Annotated in this window: 20 protein-coding genes; 6 read left to right on the forward strand and 14 right to left on the reverse strand. The window is 43.5% G+C overall.

The features are described from left to right. Nucleotide 1: 1 nt before the first annotated feature. The 4 genes from SULKU_RS07430 to secA all read right to left on the reverse strand — a co-directional run bounded on the left by SULKU_RS07430 (nt 2) and on the right by secA (nt 6,029). Nucleotides 2-1,510 carry an extracellular solute-binding protein gene (locus tag SULKU_RS07430; protein ID WP_013460334.1) on the reverse strand — a complete coding sequence of 503 codons (1,509 nt, stop codon included), beginning with the start codon at nt 1,508-1,510 and terminating at the stop codon, nt 2-4. 240 nt (nt 1,511-1,750) lie between these two features. After that, nucleotides 1,751-2,236 (reverse strand): hypothetical protein, encoded by a 486-nt coding sequence (locus SULKU_RS07435; protein ID WP_013460335.1) that lies wholly within the window; start codon nt 2,234-2,236, stop codon nt 1,751-1,753. Nucleotides 2,237-2,268: 32 nt separating this feature from the next. Then, nucleotides 2,269-3,459, reverse strand: a complete 1,191-nt coding sequence (locus SULKU_RS07440) for an ABC transporter permease (RefSeq protein ID WP_425358596.1) — start codon at nt 3,457-3,459, stop codon at nt 2,269-2,271. Nucleotides 3,460-3,461: 2 nt separating this feature from the next. Further along, the gene (gene secA / locus SULKU_RS07445) at nt 3,462-6,029 is read right to left on the reverse strand and encodes a preprotein translocase subunit SecA (protein ID WP_013460337.1); all 2,568 of its coding nucleotides are present in this window, start codon (nt 6,027-6,029) and stop codon (nt 3,462-3,464) included. Between the two features lie 118 nt (nt 6,030-6,147). On the opposite strand from secA, the gene lolA reads away from it, so the two are divergent. The 5 genes from lolA to SULKU_RS07470 all read left to right on the forward strand — a co-directional run bounded on the left by lolA (nt 6,148) and on the right by SULKU_RS07470 (nt 12,512). Continuing rightward, nucleotides 6,148-6,666, forward strand: coding sequence for a LolA-like outer membrane lipoprotein chaperone (gene lolA, locus SULKU_RS07450; RefSeq protein ID WP_013460338.1), 519 nt, complete (start codon nt 6,148-6,150; stop codon nt 6,664-6,666). A gap of 162 nt (nt 6,667-6,828) precedes the next feature. Next, nucleotides 6,829-8,838, forward strand: coding sequence for a TonB-dependent receptor plug domain-containing protein (locus tag SULKU_RS07455; RefSeq protein WP_013460339.1), 2,010 nt, complete (start codon nt 6,829-6,831; stop codon nt 8,836-8,838). Beyond that, nucleotides 8,838-9,368, forward strand: coding sequence for a hypothetical protein (locus SULKU_RS07460; protein ID WP_041666776.1), 531 nt, complete (start codon nt 8,838-8,840; stop codon nt 9,366-9,368). Before SULKU_RS07455 ends, SULKU_RS07460 begins: the two co-directional genes overlap by 1 nt. Continuing rightward, the gene (locus SULKU_RS14420) at nt 9,365-11,284 is read left to right on the forward strand and encodes a GGDEF domain-containing phosphodiesterase (protein WP_013460341.1); all 1,920 of its coding nucleotides are present in this window, start codon (nt 9,365-9,367) and stop codon (nt 11,282-11,284) included. The genes SULKU_RS07460 and SULKU_RS14420 overlap by 4 nt, the downstream gene beginning before the upstream one ends. Nucleotides 11,285-11,345: 61 nt before the next feature. Continuing rightward, entirely contained in the window at nt 11,346-12,512 is a 1,167-nt protein-coding gene (locus SULKU_RS07470; RefSeq protein WP_013460342.1) for a pyridoxal phosphate-dependent aminotransferase, read from the forward strand. A 40-nt stretch (nt 12,513-12,552) separates the two neighbouring features. On the opposite strand, the gene SULKU_RS07475 is transcribed toward SULKU_RS07470, so the two are convergent. The 10 genes from SULKU_RS07475 to SULKU_RS07520 all read right to left on the reverse strand — a co-directional run bounded on the left by SULKU_RS07475 (nt 12,553) and on the right by SULKU_RS07520 (nt 20,256). Then, entirely contained in the window at nt 12,553-12,774 is a 222-nt protein-coding gene (locus SULKU_RS07475) for a hypothetical protein (protein ID WP_013460343.1), read from the reverse strand. Nucleotides 12,775-12,848: 74 nt separating this feature from the next. Continuing rightward, nucleotides 12,849-13,397: a lysozyme family protein gene (locus SULKU_RS07480; RefSeq protein WP_013460344.1), complete on the reverse strand. Its 549-nt coding sequence runs from the start codon at nt 13,395-13,397 to the stop codon at nt 12,849-12,851. A gap of 17 nt (nt 13,398-13,414) precedes the next feature. Continuing rightward, on the reverse strand, nt 13,415-14,362 hold the full coding sequence (gene lpxD, locus SULKU_RS07485; RefSeq protein ID WP_013460345.1) for a UDP-3-O-(3-hydroxymyristoyl)glucosamine N-acyltransferase: 948 nt from the start codon (nt 14,360-14,362) through the stop codon (nt 13,415-13,417). A 5-nt stretch (nt 14,363-14,367) separates the two neighbouring features. Next, nucleotides 14,368-14,844, reverse strand: a complete 477-nt coding sequence (gene ilvN / locus SULKU_RS07490) for an acetolactate synthase small subunit (protein ID WP_041666777.1) — start codon at nt 14,842-14,844, stop codon at nt 14,368-14,370. Further along, nucleotides 14,841-16,535: an acetolactate synthase large subunit gene (locus SULKU_RS07495; RefSeq protein WP_013460347.1), complete on the reverse strand. Its 1,695-nt coding sequence runs from the start codon at nt 16,533-16,535 to the stop codon at nt 14,841-14,843. The genes ilvN and SULKU_RS07495 overlap by 4 nt, the downstream gene beginning before the upstream one ends. 134 nt (nt 16,536-16,669) lie before the next feature. Then, nucleotides 16,670-17,119, reverse strand: a complete 450-nt coding sequence (locus SULKU_RS07500) for a response regulator (RefSeq protein WP_013460348.1) — start codon at nt 17,117-17,119, stop codon at nt 16,670-16,672. Between the two features lies 1 nt (nt 17,120). After that, a complete protein-coding gene (locus tag SULKU_RS07505; protein ID WP_013460349.1) occupies nt 17,121-17,609 on the reverse strand; it encodes a chemotaxis protein CheX in 489 nt (162 codons plus the stop codon). Further along, nucleotides 17,599-19,752, reverse strand: coding sequence for an ATP-binding protein (locus SULKU_RS07510; protein ID WP_013460350.1), 2,154 nt, complete (start codon nt 19,750-19,752; stop codon nt 17,599-17,601). Before SULKU_RS07510 ends, SULKU_RS07505 begins: the two co-directional genes overlap by 11 nt. Nucleotides 19,753-19,818: 66 nt before the next feature. Next, a complete protein-coding gene (locus SULKU_RS07515; RefSeq protein WP_013460351.1) occupies nt 19,819-20,031 on the reverse strand; it encodes a hypothetical protein in 213 nt (70 codons plus the stop codon). Nucleotides 20,032-20,034: 3 nt separating this feature from the next. Next, nucleotides 20,035-20,256: a hypothetical protein gene (locus SULKU_RS07520; RefSeq protein ID WP_013460352.1), complete on the reverse strand. Its 222-nt coding sequence runs from the start codon at nt 20,254-20,256 to the stop codon at nt 20,035-20,037. 163 nt (nt 20,257-20,419) lie between these two features. Between SULKU_RS07520 and SULKU_RS07525 the strand changes: the two genes are divergently transcribed. Next, nucleotides 20,420-22,756: a sensor domain-containing protein gene (locus SULKU_RS07525; RefSeq protein WP_013460353.1), complete on the forward strand. Its 2,337-nt coding sequence runs from the start codon at nt 20,420-20,422 to the stop codon at nt 22,754-22,756. The last annotated feature ends 29 nt before the right edge of the window (nt 22,757-22,785 follow it).

The raw sequence follows: 22,785 nt of genomic DNA on the forward strand, positions 1-22,785 counted from the left end.
TTCAGTTCAAAGAGGATTTGTAGAAAACAATCTGTTTCTCTCGTCCCAAGTCGTCCGTTATTTGTTCCCATGAGTGAGCAGCATGGTCCATAGCTGCCTGAGGCGTCATCTCACCCTTAACGGCTTTGTACGCGTATTCATCGATTGCCTGATAATATTCTCCAGCTCCCGGAATGGTAATATCATAGACGACATTCGGGTTCGAGAGTGAGACGGTAATTTCATCCAGATACGCTTTCGCCGAAGCGGTTGAAAACCCGGCTTGTTCCCATGATGCAGGATCGTTGAAATGCGAATATCGCGATGGATTTACGGCTGTACCGTTTGTTGCAGTAAGCTTTTTTGTCATTTCTTTGGATGTCATATGGGCGGCAAACGCAAAAGCCAAATCTTTATGTTTGGAATCCTTGTTAACTAAAAACATCCAGTTGCCGCTGATCGACGAGACATCATTATGACGCTTTTCCCATCTATGCGTATGAGAGTTGTATACGGTATTGGATCCCGGAATTTGAGCATACCCAACTTTGTCTTTAATAATCGATACCGGAGAATTGGCGACGAAAATCCCCATATCGGCCCAATCCAGTGCCATCGCTACTTCGCCCGAAGCAAAACTGTTACGAACGTCATGCCCTGCGAAGCTTGCCATCCCCGGAGGCCCGAACTTCATAAAATCGACATAATCGCTCAGGGCACGGACAAAAGCCGGATTGTTGATGCGCGGTTTCATCGTATCGGGATCAAAATAGTATGCTTTATCGTCCGGATATTTGGCATATGCTCCCGCCTGTGCAAAAAATTGCAGCATGGAGATATCGTCTTTGACCCTTAAACCGGCCATTCCGTATTCAACTTTACCGTCTCCGTCCCAATCCCAGCCGTTGAAAAACTCTGCAATATCTCTAAATGCTTTCCATGTTTTCGGCGGCGCTAAAGGATAGCCGTAGCGTTTGGAAAATGCAGCCTTGTATTCAGGTTTTTCGAAAATGTCTTTGCGGTAATAGAGATTGATACAATCTCCATCATAAGGGAGTCCGTATGCTTTTCCATTCCAGGAGAGAACCGTATTGCGGTAAATCGGCAAAACATCGTCCCAGTCAATCTGTTTTTTGATCGCTTCCGGGATCGGTTCGATATGGTTGTTTCCAAGAAGCGTTCCGTTCCACATCGAAATCACAACAAAAATATCATATTTGAGGTTCGGGTCTTTAAGAGACTGATCGATTTTTTCAATCGTTTCGTTCCAGCTGGGAGTCACGACCCGTACCTTGCCACCCGTCTTTTTTTCAAAAGACTCCACTTCATCCAAAATCGGACCGCGTATCAGGCGGGCTTCGAGGGTCGGAACAATTAGAACGATAGACTGTCCTGCAAAAGGTTTGGAAGGGTTAACAACCGATGTCGAGACATCGTTTCCCTCTTTCTTTCGTTCGCATCCGGCAAATCCGACAAGGATCAAAACGAGTAAAGCAGCCAGAGTGAAACGATTTGCATAGTCAATCTTCATGCTTTGGTACCCGTATCCCGATATAGTGCTTCATTGTAATAAAGACCCTATTTTGTTTGCCTTAAATTCAGACTAAAAAAACTATTCGTTGCGTAAAACGGTTAAAACATCCACTTCAGAAGCTTTTTTCGCCGGATACCACGCAGAGAGCAATACAATAACAAATGCTCCGATGATGATAAAGAAGAAATCGATCACAGAAAAAAGGGGACAGGCTACTTTTTTTTACCCCTTGCCCCCCTACCTCTCCGTGCTGTTTCTGTCTTTTCGTTTTTCCACTTCTTCCATTAATTTTGTATACGATGGTTTTAGACCTGAGACATCGAGCATATATGGCCATCTTCTTTGCTTAACAGTTATCCAAAGCAATGCGTACGGGCCTGTTCTTAATGATAGTCGTATATAACCAATATCATTCCATTTTATCTTTAGAGTTTTGAAACATCCGTAATAAATTATATTATCATTCTCAAGCACAACACGATTTCTAAATGAAAATAGAAAAAACAAATCACATATAAGCCATCTCACTAGTCCTAAGCCCATTCCAAAAAATAAAATACCAACTATAATTTCAGTAGGATAATCAGGAGTAATGATTTTTTCATATCCTAAACCGATAAACACTGGAACAAAAATCAAATACATAAGTATCATTACAAAATAGCCTAAACGCCCATATAATGAAGTTTTATATACTTGATCATTTTGTAAAAACTCGTCCACTATCTACCTTCACATTATTTATTGCATCAATTTTATTCGTTGCGTAAAACGGTCAAAACATCCACTTCAGAAGCTTTTTTTGCTGGATACCAGGCAGAAAGCAAGACAATCACAAAAGCCCCTGTTATGATGGAAAAGAAATCGACTACACTCAAATCCAGAGGCAGTGTCGAGGTCGGATAAACATCGGCAGGAAGGGAGATAATATCGAATGTCCCCAAAATCCACATCCCCAAAAAGCCTAAAATGGCTCCCGTCGTAATTCCCAACAATCCAATGACGATACCCAGAACCAAAAAGATTTTTTTAACCTCTTGTTTCGATGCACCGAGTGAGATAAGCAAAGCGATTTCACTTCGGCGGTTCATCACCGTCATCAAAAGCGATGAGATAATATTGATGGCGGCGATGAGGATGATGAGCATCAGGACAATAAACAGTGACATCTTCTCCATTTTCAGCGCGGCAAAAAAGTTGCCGTTGTCTTCCCACCATCCGCGAATCGATACCGTATCGGGCAATGCGGCAGCGACACGGCCAATATCGGCTTCGGGATTGGCGGAATGGACGTGAATCCCGTCATAGAGGTTTTCAGGGATCCCCAAAATACGCTGTAACGCACTCAGAGAGGTATAGGAGAACCCCTTGTCATAGGCACTCAGTCCGGAGTTAAATGTGCTCACGACGTTGAAGCGCTTGATCTTCGGAGTCAAGGCCAAACCGCCCGGCTCCATCTGAGTGAATATATAAGTCAGTTTCTCCCCAGAATCGAGTTGAAACTCCTCTTTGAGCGATTTGCCGACCATCACTTCAAAGTTTTTAGGTATCCCCCCTCTCAGCCCTTCGGCAACTATGCGGTTGACTTTGGCTTCCTGAGCAAAATCGACACCGAAAAGATACCCCCCCTCCATTTGATCGCCGCTTCTGGAGAGAACGGCAGAGGTGACATACGGACTAAACGAGAGATCGGGAAATTTCTGACGCAGCTGTTCGAGCAAAGCCGTGTCGCATGTCGCATAAAATTTTGGCTGAATCGTCATGGGATAGTTCATCACGGTAAGTTTCTTTTTAAACTCGTTGTCAAAACCGTTCATAAGTGCCATAGCGATGATAAGAACCATCACGCCCAGCGCAATTCCGGAGAATGCGAGGAGTGCGGAGAGGAAGATAAAGGGCTGCTCTTTGTCAAAGCGCAAAAATCGTTTGACGAGGTAAGAGACGATATTCAAGAGGCAAATACCCCTTTTTTAGGTCCTGATTTACCGCAGCAGTTTTTGTATTTGAGACCGCTTCCGCACGGGCAATCGTCGTTTCGGGAAATTTTTTTATCGTCATTTTCGTGCTCTTGATGATTGAGAGACATTCGAAATGCTTCCTGTTTTTTCTCCAGTTCCATTTGACGGGCAAACGCTTCAGCCTCTTCTTCGGCGCTCTCTACTTTAAATCGGATAACATGGAGGGTTTTAATCGTATCGTATTTGATCGTCTCGACCAATTCGCTGAAAAGGTTATAACTCTCTTTTTTATACTCGACCAACGGATCTTTTTGGTTGTAGGCGCGAAGTCGGATCCCCGTTTTCATGCTGTCCATTTGGTACAAGTGTTCACGCCATGCGGTATCGAGGGTTTTGAGGTAAATCTCCCGCTCGATTTCGCTTCGAAGTTTTTCATCCACAACCGACATTTTTTCGTCATATTGAGATTTTAATACATTTAGCAATGTACCTTGAATCGAGTCGAACGATTTATCGCCGAAGAGTGAAACATCGATATCGGCGTTCATCTCCTCTTTCAACGTCATTGCCAGACGTTCCAAATCGATCTCCTCTTCGGCAATCCCCTCAAAGATACCGCAGAACGCCAACGTACGGTTGACGTATTCACTGCGGATTAGATCGATTTTATCGGCTACGTTATACGACGGATCGAGCAGTTCACCGCGGAATTTATAGACGATTTTGCGCTGTTCATTCGCGACGTCATCATATTCAACGATACTTTTACGCCCTTCGAAATGCATGCTTTCGACTTTTTTCTGCGCTTTTTCTACTGCACGGGTTACCATCGCCGATTCGATATATTCACCGTCTTCAACACCCAGACGCTCCATGATCGACTTGATTTTGTCCGAACCGAAGATACGGAGAAGGTTATCCTCCAATGAGAGATAAAACTGGCTCGTTCCCGGATCGCCCTGACGCCCTGAACGGCCGCGAAGCTGATTGTCGATACGGCGATTTTCGTGGCGCTCAGTTCCGAGAATATAGAGACCGCCGAGAGCTTTGATCTCATCGCTGACTTTAATGTCTACCCCGCGACCTGCCATGTTGGTTGCGATGGTTACCGCCCCTTTTTCACCTGCATTTTTGATGATCTCAGACTCTTGCGTATGGTTTTTCGCATTCAAAACGGTGTGAGGGATTTTTTCTTTTTTGATCAATTCATGCAGTTTTTCGGATTTCTCGATCGAAGCGGTACCGATCAAAATCGGCTGACCTTTGGCATGAAGCTCTTTGACTTTGGCGATAACGGCATCAAATTTCTCCCCTTCCGTTTTATAGATCAAGTCGTTCAAGTCTTGACGGATAACGGGAACATTGGTCGGGATCGAGATAACGTCGAGATTGTAGATTTGTGCAAACTCGGTCGCTTCGGTCTGTGCCGTACCGGTCATACCGCCGATTTTTGCGTACATGCGGAAATAGTTTTGGTAGGTGATATCGGCCAGTGTTTGGGTCTCTTCTTTGATGATGACCCCCTCTTTAGCTTCCAATGCCTGATGGAGCCCTTCGGAATAACGTCGCCCTTCAGAGAGGCGTCCCGTAAACTCGTCGACGATAACGATTTGGCCGTCTTGGATAACATAGTCTACGTCGATTTCGAAAATGTAGTTTGCTTTCAACGCCTGGTCAAGGTGATGTGAAAGAGCAGAGTTTTCGATACTGTAGAGATTGTCGACACCGAAAAGTTCTTCCGCACGTCCTATCCCCTCTTCGGTGATGAGGATAAGACGATCTTTTTCATCCACCGTGAAATGTTCATCTCTTACCATCGCTTTGGCAACCGCATCGGCGCGGGTATAGTTCTCTAAGGTACGGTTGGTCGGTCCGGAGATGATAAGCGGTGTCCGTGCTTCATCGATCAAAATCGAGTCGACCTCATCGACGATAACGTACGCATGTCCGCGCTGAACCATGTGATCACGCGAATAGGTCATATTGTCACGCAAATAATCAAATCCGAATTCGTTGTTCGTGCCGTAAGTAATATCGCATGCGTACTGATCACGTTTATTAGCAGGGTTATACCCCTCTTCGACCAATATCCCCGTAGAATATCCCAAAAAGGCATACAGTGCCGACATCTGCGTACCGTCACGGGATGCCAGATAATCGTTGACCGTCACGACATGAACCCCTTTGCCGTTCATTGCATTGAGAACAACCGCCAAGGTTGCGACAAGGGTTTTCCCCTCACCCGTTTTCATCTCGGCGATTCTCCCCTCATGTAAAACCATACCGCCGATAAGCTGAACGTCAAAGTGACGCATACCGAGAACACGTTTACTCGCTTCACGGGTAATAGCGAATGAATCGACTAAAACCTCATCAAGTGTTTTAACATTGTTTTGTACCGACTCTTTAAGAGCATGGAAAGCCTGCTGCAACGCTTCGTCGCTCATGGCGCTGAAATGGGGTTCTCGGGCATTGATTGCCGCGACGTTTTGACGATATTTTTTGACTTCTCGATCGTTTTTGGTACCGAAGATTTTTCCGACTAGCGATTGGAGCATTAAAAGCCTTCATTATGAACAGTATTGAAAAAGTTGGTGATTTTAGCATACGAAATCTATGGTTTTGGTAAATGAGCATTGGGTACAATAGCACAATTACTTTATTCAAGGATTTTGTGTGCGTTTTTTACCCCTCTTGGTTCTCCTTTCCCTTACCCTCTTTGCTTCACCGAAAGAGATGAGTTCGTTTAACTCCAAATTTATTCAGACCATTATCGATGACAGCAACAAAAAAATCGTTTACTCCGGTGAACTTTGGGCAAGCAAACCCCAAAATGCCCTCTGGGTATACCAAAAACCGATTCAAAAGAGCGTCTACGTAAACGGTTCCAAAATTACTGTGATCGAACCGCAAATAGAGCAGGTAACGATGCGTACGCTGGATGATGAGATCGATTTTTTGCAAATCATCCAAAAAGCGAAGAAAGTTAATGACGATCAATACAGTGCAACGGTAAAAGGTCAAACCTATACGGTTCAGTTTAAAAATACCCAGCTGCTCTCTATCGCCTACAAAGACAGCTATGACAACCGTGTAACAATCCAGTTCACCAATCCGGTACAAAACAAAGCGATAGAGGCAAACCGATATAAACCAATCATTCCCGAGGGATTCGACATAATAAAAGACCGCTAATTTTAACAATAAAGATCAGGGTTTTTTCGTATGTATACAGATTGCAGTCTATTTAGTCCCATTTATATATAATTTTGAATGTAATATAGTGTTTTTATGATAGTATTTAAGAAATAACCGTCCAAGAGTATTTAAGAAATAACCGTCCAAGCAGGGGTAGTTTTGAGATTTTCGTCATTAGTCGTTTTGTATTCCTTTATCCCCCTGGCTGTATACGGGTCTGAATTACCTCCTGAGACTACCCTTACTGAAGACATAAGCTATACGGAACAGTTGGCGACACAAACCAATCAGAATATCGATTATCAGCCTTTTATTTTATCGGTATGGGAGCAAAAAGATCTTACCCTTTTCGGTGTTCACACCTTGAAAGATGCCTTGATGCTGCTTCCCGGTATCGATATGATGGGTAATACGAACAACAACCGTACCCCTGTCATCCGCGGTTCCAATCCCCTCTCCTACGGACAGACAAAACTGGCTATCGACGGGGTTGTGGTCAATGACCGTTCGGCTGATACCTATACCGCTTACCTCGATTTTCCAATCGAGCTGATAGAGCGCATTGAAGTCGTCCGTGGGGCCGGAAGTTTTATCGAGGGAGTCAACGGATACTCAGGGACTATCAATGTTATCACCTATGCAAAAGACGAAGATAAGCTGCAAAACGGTGTTGTATTCGGAAGTTTCGGCAGCGATTTGGCTAAACAGGCAGGATTTTGGTATACGCACCGCGCATCGGATTGGAGAGTCTCCAGCGACTTGTTTTATCAAAGCAACGATGCCCGTTCTCCTATCACCGTGACGGATAAATATCACAATACGGGCTATGCGCCTCTCAACAGCCATCAAATCGGTTTCGGCCTCTCTTATTTTTATAATGATTTCTATCTTAAAGGACGTATTAACCATTTTACGACCGGAAGCGCCTTTGGTAATTTGAGCGCATTGCCGAATATGAACGGTACCCAATCATTCCCATCATGGTATGTTGAGGGGGGATTTTCACACAAGATTTCCGATGATTTGACTTTAAACGCAAAGGCTGGAATGATGGAAGACGGATGGGAAGAAGATTCCCGACTGCTTCCTCCCGGAACGTACGGAGTCCTTAGTTTTCCAAACGGTTTTTGGGAAGATTGGAATTTTAATGCACGAATGTTGTATGCCAATATTTCCGCAACCTATACCGGCGTCGAAAATCATAAAATCACTCTCGGCTATGGCCAAAAGTATGAAGACATTATTGATATGCACACCGTCACGACGAATAAAACCGGAGGAACGACTCTCGTCGATTATACCGACACCGCGCCGTTTATTGATATGGGATCGGCATGCCGCCATACCGATGAGTTTTACCTTAGCGATACCATTGACATTAGTGACATACTTGCCCTTTCACTTAATGCTGGAGGAACCAAAGCGTCAAATTTGAATTTCGAACCGTATGTCCGAGCGGCCTTGGTTTTTCAGCCGTACCGCCAACACATCCTGAAATTCATGGTGGGCAACAGTTTCAGACTGCCCTCCTTTCGCGAGCTCTATACCCAAAATCATCCGACTCAGGTCGGTAATCCCGATTTGGAGTCTGAACATGTCGTCTCCTATGAAACACAATACCTCTACAAACCGTCGATAGATACGACATTGGGTCTTAATCTGTTTTATCTGAAAAATAAAGGGCAAATCACTCCGAATACAACCAATAAGATGTACCAAAATATCGGCAAACGCAATATCATGGGATTTGAGACCGAATTTCGAGGAAGTATCGGAGAAAATGACACAACATTTCTCTCCTACAGCTACATCAGAGGGGAAACGTTTAAAGGGAGCGAAACAACCGACTATCTTCCATATGCTTCATCCCATTTGCTTAAGGGGGGGCTTTCCTATACGTTTACCCCTCAAATGACAGGAGGAATCGTAGGACGCTACAGCAGTGCAAAAGAACGTCGCCCGAACGATGTACGCAAAAATTCGATGGAATCATTCGCTTCCTATGATTTGATTTTAGGTTGGGAGAGTTTTGACGGATTTTACCTGCAAGCTGCATTGAAAAATGCCAACAATGCCATCTACCGCTACATATCTCCTCCCGGAACCTATCCTGATGATTACCCGATTGAAGGAAGAACTTTTTGGATTAGAACAGGATGGAAGTTCTAATGCGGATAATTTTGTTTTTTCTCTTCGGATTTTTCATTGCATCGGCACATGAATCTTTTATAGTAAACGGCCATATCCGTATGCTTCCTAAAATCATGGCACTCGACACCCGGCTGAAATCCAAAACAGATTCATCCAAAGTGATATTTGCCGTAGTATACGATTTAAATCGAAAATCTGACGCCCAGTTTATTGCGGAGGGAATCAATCGGGTTCATCACGAAAGAGTTTCCAATATCCCTTTTAGCGCCATCGCACTTTCCGTCAACGAAGTAACGGAACGAAAAGACATAGCCTTCGTGTACATGATTCAAAAATGCAGTTCCAAGTCCCTAAAACAAGTAGCTGAATGGGGAATAGAGAACTCTATTCCGACTTTTTCCTATGATGTGGCAGATTTGGAATCAGGCATATTGGGTTCTATCGCATTTGAACGCTCTACGGTCATCTACATCAACAAAAAAACCCTCAAAGAGGGTAAATTTCATTTCGACGGCACTTTATATCAGATTGCGAGACTCATTGAATGAACTTTTTTAAAAATGCCCGCTTATCCACTAAACTTTTTGTAACACTTGTCATGGGGACATTCATCCTTTTCCTCACGGTTACGTTAATCACATTTTGGATTGTTCGGGATCTAACACTGAACTCCCAAAAAGAAAAAGCCTATTTGCTTATTGATGCGGTTAATCCCGCCGTATCCCTTTCTCTTTTTTTGGGAATCAATGATTTCGGAAATAAACTATCTGCCATTACCCAACGCAATGAAGTCATCGCGTTAAAAATTACCGATTTAAAAGGGACCGTTTTTCTGAACTATCATCAGCATGATCTTTCACGATCGTATCAGACGATTGATATCACCGAAAATTTGATGGAACCCTCTACCCTTAAACCGATCGGCTCGATCACCCTTACCTATTCAGGCGAAGAGTTCACCAAAACGATGAAGCGTTTTTACATTTTATACGGCTGGATAACCATCAGCGTATTTAGCGTCCTATGGCTGATGATGATTTGGGTCAACCGTCTTTTGCATCCCATTACATTGATCGCTCATAAAGTACGGAATTTTAAACCCGGAGAAAAAATAACCTTTGACTTCCCCTATACTCAGCGTGAGTTTACCCAAATTACCCATGCATTCGAGGCGATGCAAGAGAGCGTGCTCCAATACTCGGATGAGATTGAAACGATAAATAAAAATCTTGAGATGAAGATTACGGAACAAACGCATAAAGCAACCCATCATTTGTATTACGACACTCTCACTTCCCTCCCGAATCGAATCAAACTGCAAGAAGATCTCCTTAAAAATCCAATCAATACGGTAGCAATATTGAATATTGATGATTTTAAAGAGATCAATGACTTTTTCGGAATTGACGCGGGTGATTGGCTTTTAACCCAAATCGCCCATTGGCTCAGCGAAATGAAACTGAACCCCTACCGAATCGGCGGAGACGAATTTGCGTTTCGTCTAAAAGAAGGGAGTTCGAATGTCGAGTTTCAACATGACATTGAAATACTCCTCTCCTTGCTCAGTGAAAAGCTATTTATGATTGCGGACGAAACCGTCCATGTTCGTGCAACAGTCGGTATTGCCATTGACAGCGATAAGCCCCTCATTCATGCCGATGTCGCACTAAATAAAGCGCGAAGTATTAAACGCCCTTCTTGTATCTATGACCCCTCAGAGGGAATCGAGCAGCAGTATCAAACCAATATTGCAATGTCGGCTCAAATTCGTCAGGCATTGGTCGAACATCGTATTGTCTGTCAATATCAACCGATTGTCTCGTGTATTACCGGGAAAATTGAAAAATATGAAACATTGGTACGTATTCAAAACGAAGACGGTTCCCTAATCCCGCCGTATGATTTTTTACCGATTGCGCAGAAAACAAAGCTGTATCACCACATTACCCAAGAAGTTGTATACCAAGCATGCCATCTTTTTGCCGATCGTGACGAACAATTTTCAATCAATCTCTCCAGTAGCGATATGTTAGATGCTAAAACGCTGACAACCATTGAAAATATTCTCCGCCAAACCGGTACAGCGAATCGGGTTATATTTGAAATTCTGGAATCTGAGGGGATTGAGAACTTTGAGGAAGTCGCCTCGTTTATTGCTAAAATGAAAAATCTGGGGGCAAAATTTGCGGTTGATGATTTCGGAACAGGTTATTCCAATTTCGAAAATATTCTTAAACTCAATGTCGATATCCTGAAAATTGACGGTACGTTGATCAAATCGATTAATGAAAATCCTCGTACCCGCATCGTTGTTGAAGCTATTATCGACTTTGCCCACCGAATCGGGATTGACACCGTTGCCGAGTTCGTAGCTTCGGAAGAGATTCTTCAGAAGGTGACTGAATTGGGTATCAATTACGCGCAGGGATTTCATACAGGGAAACCGCTCTTTTTTGATAAGTAACTAATGTGATTTTTAATCCTAACCATGGTACAATTCGCAAATTTTTTACAAGGGCTGATCCATGTTAACCGATCGCGTCAATATACTCTCCGAATCGATTACCATTGCTATCTCTACGTTAGCGCAAGAACTCAAAGCACAAGGGAAAAATATCCTCAGCTTTTCCGCAGGTGAGCCTGATTTTGACACTCCTCAAGTGATAAAAGATGCTGCCATCAAAGCAATCAATGACGGTTTTACCAAATACACCGCCGTTGACGGTATCCCTGAACTCAAAGCAGCTATCGCACTTAAACTCAAACGTGATAACGGATTGGACTACAAACCAAACCAAATCATCGCCAACAACGGGGCGAAACATTCGCTTTACAACCTCTTTGCCTGTACGATTCAAGCGGGTGATGAAGTAATCATCCCGGCTCCGTATTGGGTTACCTACCCGGAGCTTGTAATGTATTGCGGAGGAAGCGTTGTCGAGATTATGACCGACGATGAAAGCGGATTCAAAATCACCCCTGAGCAGCTCAAGGCGGCATTGACTCCAAAGACGAAAATGCTTATCCTTACTTCTCCCTCAAATCCGACCGGTGCGGTCTATTCACGCGAGGAGCTGACTGCCTTAGGAAAAGTATTAGAGGGGACTAATGTTATCGTAGCCAGCGATGAAATGTACGAAAAACTCATCTATGACGGTGAATTTACATCAGCTGCAGCGGTGAGTGACGATATGTACCAACGTACTATCACCATCAACGGTCTTTCTAAATCGGTAGCGATGACGGGATGGCGTTTCGGGTATATGGCAGCAGCCAATACCGAAATCATCCAGGCTACTAAAAAGCTCCAAAGCCAAAGTACCTCGAATATCAACTCTATCACTCAAAAGGCGGCAATCGTAGGCCTTAACGGTGAAGCCGATGCGGATATCGAAGCGATGCGCGTTCAGTTCAAAGCCCGCCGCGACGAAGCGGTCAAATTGTTTAATGAAATTGACGGATTGTCGGTTCTATCACCTGCCGGTGCTTTCTATCTGTTTGTCAACATCAAAGAGGTCAGTAACGATTCCATGCAGTTTTGTAAAGAGTTGCTTGAAGATCAAGGGATTGCGGTAGTACCGGGTGTGGGATTCGGTTCTGAGGGGTATTTCCGATTCAGTTTCGCGACCGATATCGACAGTATCCGCGAAGGGATCAAACGTATCGCCGCTTTTGTAGCCACAAAAAAATAAATCTACTTTTTCATTCCCGAAAAGCTCGGGAATGGCCTGCTTATTTGATACTTTTCAACGCCTCTACAACCGCATCGATATTCCCCATCGGAAGGTGAACTTTCCACTCAGGATTTTTTGAGTCCCCCGCCAATGAAATACCGATACTGGCTACGCTGTCACTTCCGGCACCGTATGGCTCATCTACTTTACTGATAGAAATGACACCTTTTTTCGTACCGTCTAATGGAATTTCTTTAATGATGGTTACAGCAGAACTCATAATCTCTCCTAACTAAATGTGTATAGGAAAGAGTGTAGCCGATTTTGGCTAAAGCAATCTTAAAAGAAAAAGAATTAATTTGAACCTTGAGCATTGGCATTATTGCCATAAATAAAAGCGTACATTTTTCGATAGTAACGCTCGTTACGGGTCCGGTCCGTTGCGCTGAAATGGTGATAGCGTCCCAGCGTTTCCCATGAATATCCGAAGCTTTTGACGAGTTTCGTCAAAATACCGTTAGCCTGTTCGCGGGCGGTCGTATCTTCAAAATATTCCTGCAGCATCGGATTGGGATGGTATTTATAGTTGATTTGGTAAGGCCCTAGATCAAGGTTGGTAATGCCGCCGTCAATCAACGCCTGGGCTTGAAGCGTGCATTGTTCCGTTGAACCGCATTTAATGATATGTCCTGTCACCGCAAAACCGGCATTGAGCGCACGCTGCGCTTCATCATCCGCATTGATGCGTATGACGTGAGGATTGCATCTACCTCCCTCTTGAAGACACTCGCAATGCTTGATCGCATCGAGGACAATATCCGGCATCCGAATATCACTCGTAGGTACACTGTCCGCACGCAATAATGACGTTGCTATGACCAAACCTACGATTGATAAACGCATCCTTTGTCCCCTTTACCTTAAGATTCCAACATTTTAGCCAATTTTGCCTGCATTTTCAGCCACATTTTATGTTCCATCAACGGAAAGCCGCTATACACACCCTTATTTGTGATACTTTTAGTAACACCTGAGCGTGCCGCCATGGTGGTGAACGGTGCGATGCTCAGGTGCCCTGCCGTAGCGCTTTGCCCCCCCATCACCACATTGCGCCCCAAAGTCGTTGAACCGGCCAGACCGGTTTGAGAGACTAAAATGGAGTGTTCGCCGATAATGCAGTTATGGCCGATTTGGACAAGATTGTCTATCTTCGAACCCTGCTTAATAATCGTTGAGCCGAATACGGCGCAGTCGACTGTTGTGTTGGCACCGATCTCGACATCATCCTCTATGACTACATTCCCGTTCTGATAGAGTTTGACATGCTCACCCATTTTTGTATGGGCATACCCGAATCCGTCGCTTCCGATCACCGATCCCGCATGAATCATCACACGGTTCCCGATGCGGCAATCGCGGTAAATGCACACATTGGGGTAGAGGATAACGTCATCTCCGATCACGGCGTCGGCACCGACATAAACACCGCTCATAATGGTGCAATTCGACCCGATAGATGCCCCGTTTTCGATATGGGCGCTCGGATAAACTACACTCCCCTCGCCTATTACGGGAGGGACTTCACTGCTGCGTATCGGTTTTGAAAAATGTTTGGATAAAAGGGCAACCGACATATACGGCTCATCCGACGGCAGAGCAATAACTCCCTTGGGAAGAAGATGCGCTTTAGATGAGGGGAGAATTACGGCAGAAGCTTGAGTGTTCTCAAGTTCTTTTTCATATTTACTGTCGGAGAGAAAAGAGATTTCTCCCGCTGACGCTTCTCGAAGAGTATTCATTCCGGTGATTTCTATGGAATCTTCGACTCCTGAACACCCCAGCAATGCCGCTATTTCAAAAAGTTTCATCTGCTTTATCTCTCTAAAGCGACAGAACCGCTTCGGACGATCTCTTTGGGATGAAAACGCTTGATCGCTTCGAGAAAATGGTTGACTCTCATAGGCTCATCCGCAACCATGACAATCATCGTATCGCTTCCGACATTCACAATCCGTCCGTTATAGGCATGGGTAAGTGCTTCAATATCACCTAATGATTCACTCATAGGGATTTTGACCAACGCCATCTCGGTTTCAACCAAATCGGCATGTTCATAGACTTTCAATACCGGAATCAGTTTGTGCAGCTGTTTAGTGATCTGTTCGACCACACGTACCGAACCTGCCGTAACAATTGTAATACGCGAATATTTAGACTCGGGAATCGGAGCCACCGTCAACGATTCAATATTGTACCCTCGTCCCGAAAACAACCCTGCAATGCGTGAGAGTACACTGGCTTCATTCATTACAATAACGGAAATAACACGACGTTCTGTTTGTTCCATCATTTCTCCTTGTACTCTAACATCATATTAAAGAGCGACCCGCCCGCCGGAACCATCGGCAGAACGTTTTCAAACCGATTGACGACAACATCGATGATCGCAACTACATTTTTTTCGACCGCATCTTTAAGTGCGGCATCAAACTCTTCTTTGGTTGTAACACGGTATCCGACTCCGCCGAAGGCTTCAACCAATTTTACAAAATCGGGCTGTATCGAAAGATCGGTTGACGAGTGGCGTTTATCGTAAAACAGGGTCTGCCACTGCCGTACCATCCCCAAAAAGTTATTATTCAAAATAACATTTATGACGGGAAGTTCATACTCTACCGCCGTCATCAGCTCTTGGATATTCATTAATATGGAGCCGTCACCCGTAATATTGATACTGACACGTTCCATATCGGCACGCTTAACACCCATTGCCGCCGGGAATCCGAATCCCATTGTCCCAAGACCTCCGGAACTTACCCATTGACGGGGACGGGTAAACGGATAAAACTGAGCCGTCCACATTTGATGCTGTCCGACATCGGTCGAGATATTGGCATCATCGCCCAAAAGCTGCCCGATACGTTCAACGACCCACTGCGGCTTAAGTCGATCACCCTCTTCCGTATAAGAGAGCGGATGAAGCTTATTGAAATTGGCAATCGTATTGTGCCACGACGCATAACGGGCCGGATCGATCTGCTCTTTTGCCAACGGAATCATCTGTTCCAATACGTTTTTGACATCACCGACAATCGGGAAATGGGCATGAACCAATTTCGAAACACTTGCGGGGTCGATATCAACATGGATGATCTGGGCATTTTTCGCAAATTCGGAAAGTTTTCCGGTAACACGATCATCAAACCGTGCACCTAAACCGATAACCAAATCGGTCTCGCTCATCGCCATATTGGCGGCGTATGAACCATGCATCCCGAGCATTGAAATAAGCAACGGGTCATCATATCGAAGGGTTCCGCGTGCCATAAACGTCTCAACGGCAGGAATCTGGGTCATTTTTGAAAATTCACGCACCAGTTCTGCCGCATTGGCGTTGATAATTCCCCCTCCAAGATACAAAAGAGGACGTTTCGCACTCGCGATCGCTTCGATCGCTTTTTTGATTTGTCGGGCATTCCCTTTGGTCGTCGGCTTGTAGGTCTCGAGCTCAACCTCTTTGGAATAATCGAATGTCGCAATCTGTGCCGTTACATCTTTCGGAATATCGACGTGAACCGGTCCCGGACGCCCTGTACGGGCAATATAAAATGCCTCTTTAAGGACACGAGGCAAATCAGCCGCATCGGTCACGAGATAATTGTGTTTCGTACACGGGCGGCTGATACCGACGGCATCGATCTCCTGAAACGCATCGGTACCGATGAGCGACATCGGTACCTGGCCGCTGATAACAACGAGAGGGATCGAGTCCATATAGGCATCGGCCATTCCGGTCACACCATTGGTAAATCCCGGACCTGAAGTAATCATTGCGACACCGACTTTTCCGGTAGCTTTGGCATACCCCTCTGCCGCATGGACCGCCGCTTGTTCGTGACGGGTCAAAATATGTTGAAATGAGCGCTGTTTGTATATCTCATCATAGACGTTCATGATCGCCCCGCCCGGGTAACCGAATACGACTTCGACTTCCTCGGCGATGAGTGCTTCGATAACCATCTGTGCACCGCTGATTTGCATGTCGTCTCCTTATTTTAAAAAATATAATTTTTATCGCCCTATTCGAAAAAAATAGCAACAAAATTAAAAAATTAGGGGATTATAAAAGACTGTAGCTATAAATTACGTTAAATTCGCGAAGAGGTCGCCCCTTTTTAAGCGAGATCCTCAATTTCAGGCAACAAAATTTCTTCGCTCTCCAACAAGGTCGTCTCCTTTTGCTCCGATACCGTTTGATCAATCATTGAGGGAAAAATTTTCTGAATCGAATCAGACAATTTATTAATCTTTACCGGCTTTAAAAGATAACCGCTTGCACCGGATCGAATAGCATCAATGACCATCTCTTCCTGACCGTGGGACGTGACCATAATAATTTTGGCATTCTTATCGATTTTTTTTAACTCTTTTACGGCACCTAAGCCGTCCATCCTTGGCATTGTAATGTCCATCGTTACCAAATCGGGTTTAAGCTTTCGATAAACTTCGACCGCTTCCTGACCGTCTTTTGCTTCTCCGACTACTTTATGTCCCAATGATTCAATCATTTTGATAATGTTACGTCTCATGATTAATGAATCATCTACCACCAGAATATTAAGCATTTCATTCTCCTTTAATTAATCCGATGACATTAAATTCCATATTTCCGTAGGGTGTCGAAAATACTGCGGTCATAATGCCGTTTCCGTTCGTTTTTAAGATTGATTTTGCATCTTCAACCGTTACCGGAGGGGTAATCGTCACCCCCTTGCCCCGATTGGGAAAGTCATTCACGGCATGTCCTAAAATCATATTGGCGATCTCACCGGCTGCACTCTCGCGTAATTCCGCTAATTCAGATTCATGAATCTTTCCGTATGAAAATGCCCGGGTCAATTTTTCAAGCAGCAATTCGTTGTAGGAGACATAAAATAAAAGATTGATACTGCCGCCGATTCCGATCGTCGTCGTGTATTTTTTCAATTCTATTTTTTCCATCGAACGGAATTCTCCGTCAAATTTTGCCTCTATCTTCATCTCATCAGTCATGAAGAGCTCGGCACGGTATACAATGGCGGTAAGAACCTCTTTTAGAATTTCACTATTTTTCATCCTCATCCCTAACGAGTGATTTTTTGGGAATACTAAATATAAACCGGCACCCTTTTCCCTGCTCGGATACTACACTGTAGCTCCCTCCGAGTTTCAAAACTTCCGAACGTACCGAGGCCAATCCGACCCCCCTGCCGGAGAGATCACTGATTTCATCTTTTGTCGATAGAAAATCTTCAAACATCAGTTCAAATACGGCTGAATCATTTTCAAGTTCCAAGAGAGTTTTGCATCCCCTCTCAAGCGCTTTTTGTTTGAGTTTCTCTTTGTTGATTCCTCGACCGTCATCACTGATTTCTATCACAACGGATTCTTCCGTATCGGTAATGGAGAGTAGGATCGTACCGTATTCATCTTTACCGTTTTCCACTCTCTCTTCAGGGGTTTCAATCCCATGATCAACACTGTTGCGAATAACATGTATCAAAGATTTTGCAAACGGTTTAAACTCTTCACCCACTGAAATATTGGTCGTGTCAGATACATCCATCGGTTTCAGTGATTTTTCAAGTCGTTCACTGATCATTTCGACGTATTTCGGCAAGGAAGCAAAGTACTCTCCAATCGGCTTGTACTTTAACTTTCGTATATCCTCAAGAAGTTCCGACAATTCATGACATTCATCCGGCTGCGTCTCTATCAACTCCTTAATTTTGCCGTGCAGTATCTCAAATGTTTCATCATCAATCGTTATCGTCGATTTTTTATCCATAAAATCATCACCCAGCGTCTCCCTTAACACATCGATATCTTTTTTAAGCCACGATTCGAAATCGATTTTCGTCAGCATCGCCTGAATCGTTTCATTCGATATCGTCTCATCCTGCAGCCATACGGAGAAACGGGATTCCACTTTATGAAGTCCCTGCGGTGTGGTTATAAAATCTTTTTGGGCGAAAAGACCTTTATAGGTATGAATCAAACGGTACAATTCTGTCAGATTCTGAAACGGCGTATGATCGATATTGACAAAACCGGACCGACGGGACAAAAAACTTTGATATTCATCTAATAGCTCAAAAAACTCATCGCTGTTACTGATCACTGCAACAATCATTTTAAGCCGGTTACGTTCTCTTTCAACATTTATTTCCAAATTCTTTTTGTCGGTAATATCGGTGAGAATCAGCATTAATCGATTAGGTTCTATCCGATTGTAGGATACTTGAATCAATTTGTGTCTGATGATAAATTCTTGTTGAAGAAGGGAAAGAATCGCTTCGACTTTTACCTCATCTTCCTCATTGAAAACTGCCTGGATCGTTTGCTCCAAAAAGTCTCTTTTCTGCGTTTCCTCCGGATAAAGCAACTCACTGATAGGTTTGCCGTCAATACTCTCTCCAAAAATTTCCAAACATTTGTGAGAGTATTCGTTCTCCACACTCAAAGAAGTTGAAAAAGTCAAAAAACCCTGATTTGCATTATCAAGCAGCCGCTTAACGGCGACGGAACGTTCTTTCAGATCAGCTGTGCGTTCATCAACCAGTCGGGAAAGCTCGTTTTGGATCGTCATATTATGCATCCGATACGCAATAAAAAACGGTATTAAAATAAAGGTATAAAAAAGAGTATCAATAAACGCATTAATCAAAAGGTCATGAAGCTGTGCATCAATATCACTGATTTCCATGTCGGAACCTGTAATATAGACACGCCCGCTTGGGGAGACATGAGGCAAATAAACCGACCTGAAATGTCCCCACTGATCCGAAGACTCTTCAAACTGCATCTGACGGGTTTTGAAAGCTTCTAACAACAGCGGTGTTATCTCGGTGTACTCATCAAAATAGTAGCTGATATCTTCACCGCTTTTAAGCTCTTGGGGGGTTGCGCTGCTGGAGGTGAAATAAACTTTCCCGTCTTCTAAAATAAATGAATAGACGTATTTGACGTTCATGCTTTGAGAAAATCGGGACAATGCTATACGGTTGCGGGTATCTTGTTCCGGAGAGATCGACTCAGCATTCATATCGGGTGTATGCAGTGATGAGGGAAGAAACTGGTCGGTTACACTGGCACACCGAATCAATTTTTGATCGATTTTGGCAATCAATTCCGAACGCTGGGAAGTGTATTGGTAGGTAATATACGAAAGTAATGCTATAAGATAAAATGCGACGGCACCGTAATAATATTTTCTCATCTCTTCCGATGCCCCAGTAAAAATAGATATCGTTTGATTTTACTGAATATTGTCTTGAGCAAAACTTTAGTAGGTCCCCTCTCCGACCGTAATGACATAGTTGTCATCCACTTCGACGACTCCGAATGAATGTTGTCCGCAAAAACTCTCATTGAGTTCCTGAGCCCATGCACGCGCTACGCGATAGGCATTTTCTTTGTCATCAAACGTTTTGATCTGCGGCATATTTTTTCTTATTGCACATTTGCACAGTTTTTCAACAACTACGTGGTATTCCATAATTCAGCCTTGGCAGCCGCAGCCGCTTACCATTCCGATGACATAATTGTCATTGACTTCAACAAGCTGAAATTCGTGCTTTCCGCAAAAGTGTCCCTGCATGTAGGCTAATTGTGTTTGGGCCGCTTCCAGGGCAGAATCCTTCGTCTCGTAGGAAGTAATCTGAGACATCTCCTCTTTTTTTGCACAACTGCAAAGTTTTTCAATAACAACATGGTGTTCCATACTATTTCTCCAACAGTGATTTGAAAAATATCTGCATATGGCGTTCTAGTATCCCTGTAAATCAGCAAAAATCACATCATTTTCGATCAAAAATCAATTAAACCCTCTTTTAAAGAATCATGTTATACTCTTTCCATGATATACAGTAAAAGGTATGGACAGTATGAAAGATTCACAAAGTTTTAAAAATGCTTTGCAAATCTCAGCCTTTTATCTTATTTTCGGGATGATATGGATTTATTCGTCCGATACCCTTATCGAGTTATTCTCAAATGACCCCCATCAGATATCTCTTCTTCAAACCTATAAAGGGTTCTTTTTTATTGTCGTAACATCTGTTCTACTCTATCTTCTCAGTTACCGTATATTACGTGAACGCTCTCTCGAATACACTCGACGGCTCAATGAACAAAAAACGGCACAAATACAGCTTGCCAGACAGGATGCCCTTTTACGCACCATCGTCAACAGTTCACCGGATGCGATATTTGTTAAAGATTTAGAGGGAAAATATCTTCTCTTTAACAACGGAGCAGGTGAAATTGTCGGTATGTCACCCGAAAAAGTGATCGGCAATACCGATAGCTTGATTTTTTCTCCGGAAACAGCGAGTAAAATACGGGAGCTTGACCGCTCAATTATTTCAGGTGCTAAAACTATAACGAATAAAGAGTATTTGACGACATCCGAAGGAAAAGAAAAATCCTTTTGGGTAACAAAAGGTCCTCTCTTTAATGAAGAAGGGAAAATATTCGGCTTATTTGGTATCTCTCGTGACATTACCGAAGAAACAGTCTCTCAAATTCGTCTCGAAAAACAAAACGCTCTTCTAACCTCTTTGATTAACAGCACGCCCGACGCCATTGTCATCAAAGGGCTGGACCGCCGCTACATTGTATTCAACGAGGGTGCATCCAAATTTTCCGGTATTAAATCAAGCGATGCCGTAGGGAAAACGGCTGATGAAATTTTCCCCCCTAAAACGGCCGGAATTATCAACGCTATCGATGACGATTTACTAAAGAACCAATCGTTTATCGAACATGAAGAAACGTTGATAATGCCTAATGGAAAAATGTATATCTATTGGGTAACAAAAGGGTTGCTCAAAACGGAAAACGGAGATATTTTCGGGATTTTCGGAATCTACAGAGATATCACAAATGAAAAGCATCATGAACAGATTATGACCAATGAAAAAGACCGATTCGACTTTATGGCACACCACGATTCACTTACCGGACTGCCTAATCGCCTAAGTCTAATGGAATATTTAAAAATCAAATGTTCTCAAAATTCACCGTTTGCCTTTTTATTCCTCGATTTAGACGGATTCAAAGAGGTTAACGATTCTTATGGACATCGGTTTGGAGATAAGCTTCTTATACGCATTGCCGAAGTCTTAGAGACTATTACACCCAGTAACTCTAAAATCATACGTACGGGAGGAGATGAATTTGTTGTTATCCTCGAATGCAATGAAGAAGAAAACCGGATTGATCTGATGATGCAAAATCTTGTCCTTGCACTCCGTCATCCTTTTAATATCGACAATGTCGATGTTTACATCACGGCAAGCGTAGGAATCGCTATGTACCCTTCCGATGCGGACAACAGTGAGGATTTATTCCAAAAAGCCGATGCCGCCATGTATAATGCAAAAAAGAGCGGCAGAAATACCTACAGTTTTTATGAATCAAAATTTACCGAAACCTCAATACAAAGAACAACCATATCGACGAATCTGAAAAAAGCGATTCAAAGCGGTGAACTCTCTTTGCACTATCAACCGCAAGTCGACCAGTTTACCGAAGAGATTATCGGACTAGAAGCGTTATGCCGGTGGTTTACGCCTGAGGGAGCCGTCTCTCCCGGAGTTTTCATCCCGATTGCCGAAGAGAGCGGACTTATATTAGAAATCGGAGAATTTGTCCTAAGAGAAGGGTGCCTGAAGACATCTAAATGGGATAAAGCCGGACTGTTAAACGGGCGTGTCGCTATCAATATTTCTGCACGCCAGCTTTCTCATGTTGATTTTATCGATACACTTGATAGTATCGTATCCGAAACGCAGTGTGATCCGAAGCTGATCGAGCTTGAGATTACCGAAAGCTCTATTTTAAACGATCCCGAATACGTCATCGCATTACTCCATACACTCAAAAAACGGGGCTTTTTTATCTCCATAGATGACTTCGGCACAGGGTACTCTTCCCTCTCCTATCTCAAAAACCTTCCTATAGACAAACTCAAAATTGATCAATCTTTCATTCGAAATATCACTGACAATAGAAAAAATCAAACCATCGTTAAAACGATTATAGCACTGGCAAAAGGGTTGGACATCAAAGTGCTTGCCGAAGGTGTTGAGACAAGTGAAGAGCTTGAGTTTTTACGCCTAAATCAGATTGATTCAATCCAAGGGTATTATTTCTACAAACCGATGGATAGCCAATCCGTCGAATCGTTATTTAAAGAGAATCGACCGATAGTTAACTAGATATTATTAAAAAAATAGATACAATAATA

The organism is Sulfuricurvum kujiense DSM 16994 (assembly GCF_000183725.1).
GTDB lineage: Bacteria > Campylobacterota > Campylobacteria > Campylobacterales > Sulfurimonadaceae > Sulfuricurvum > Sulfuricurvum kujiense.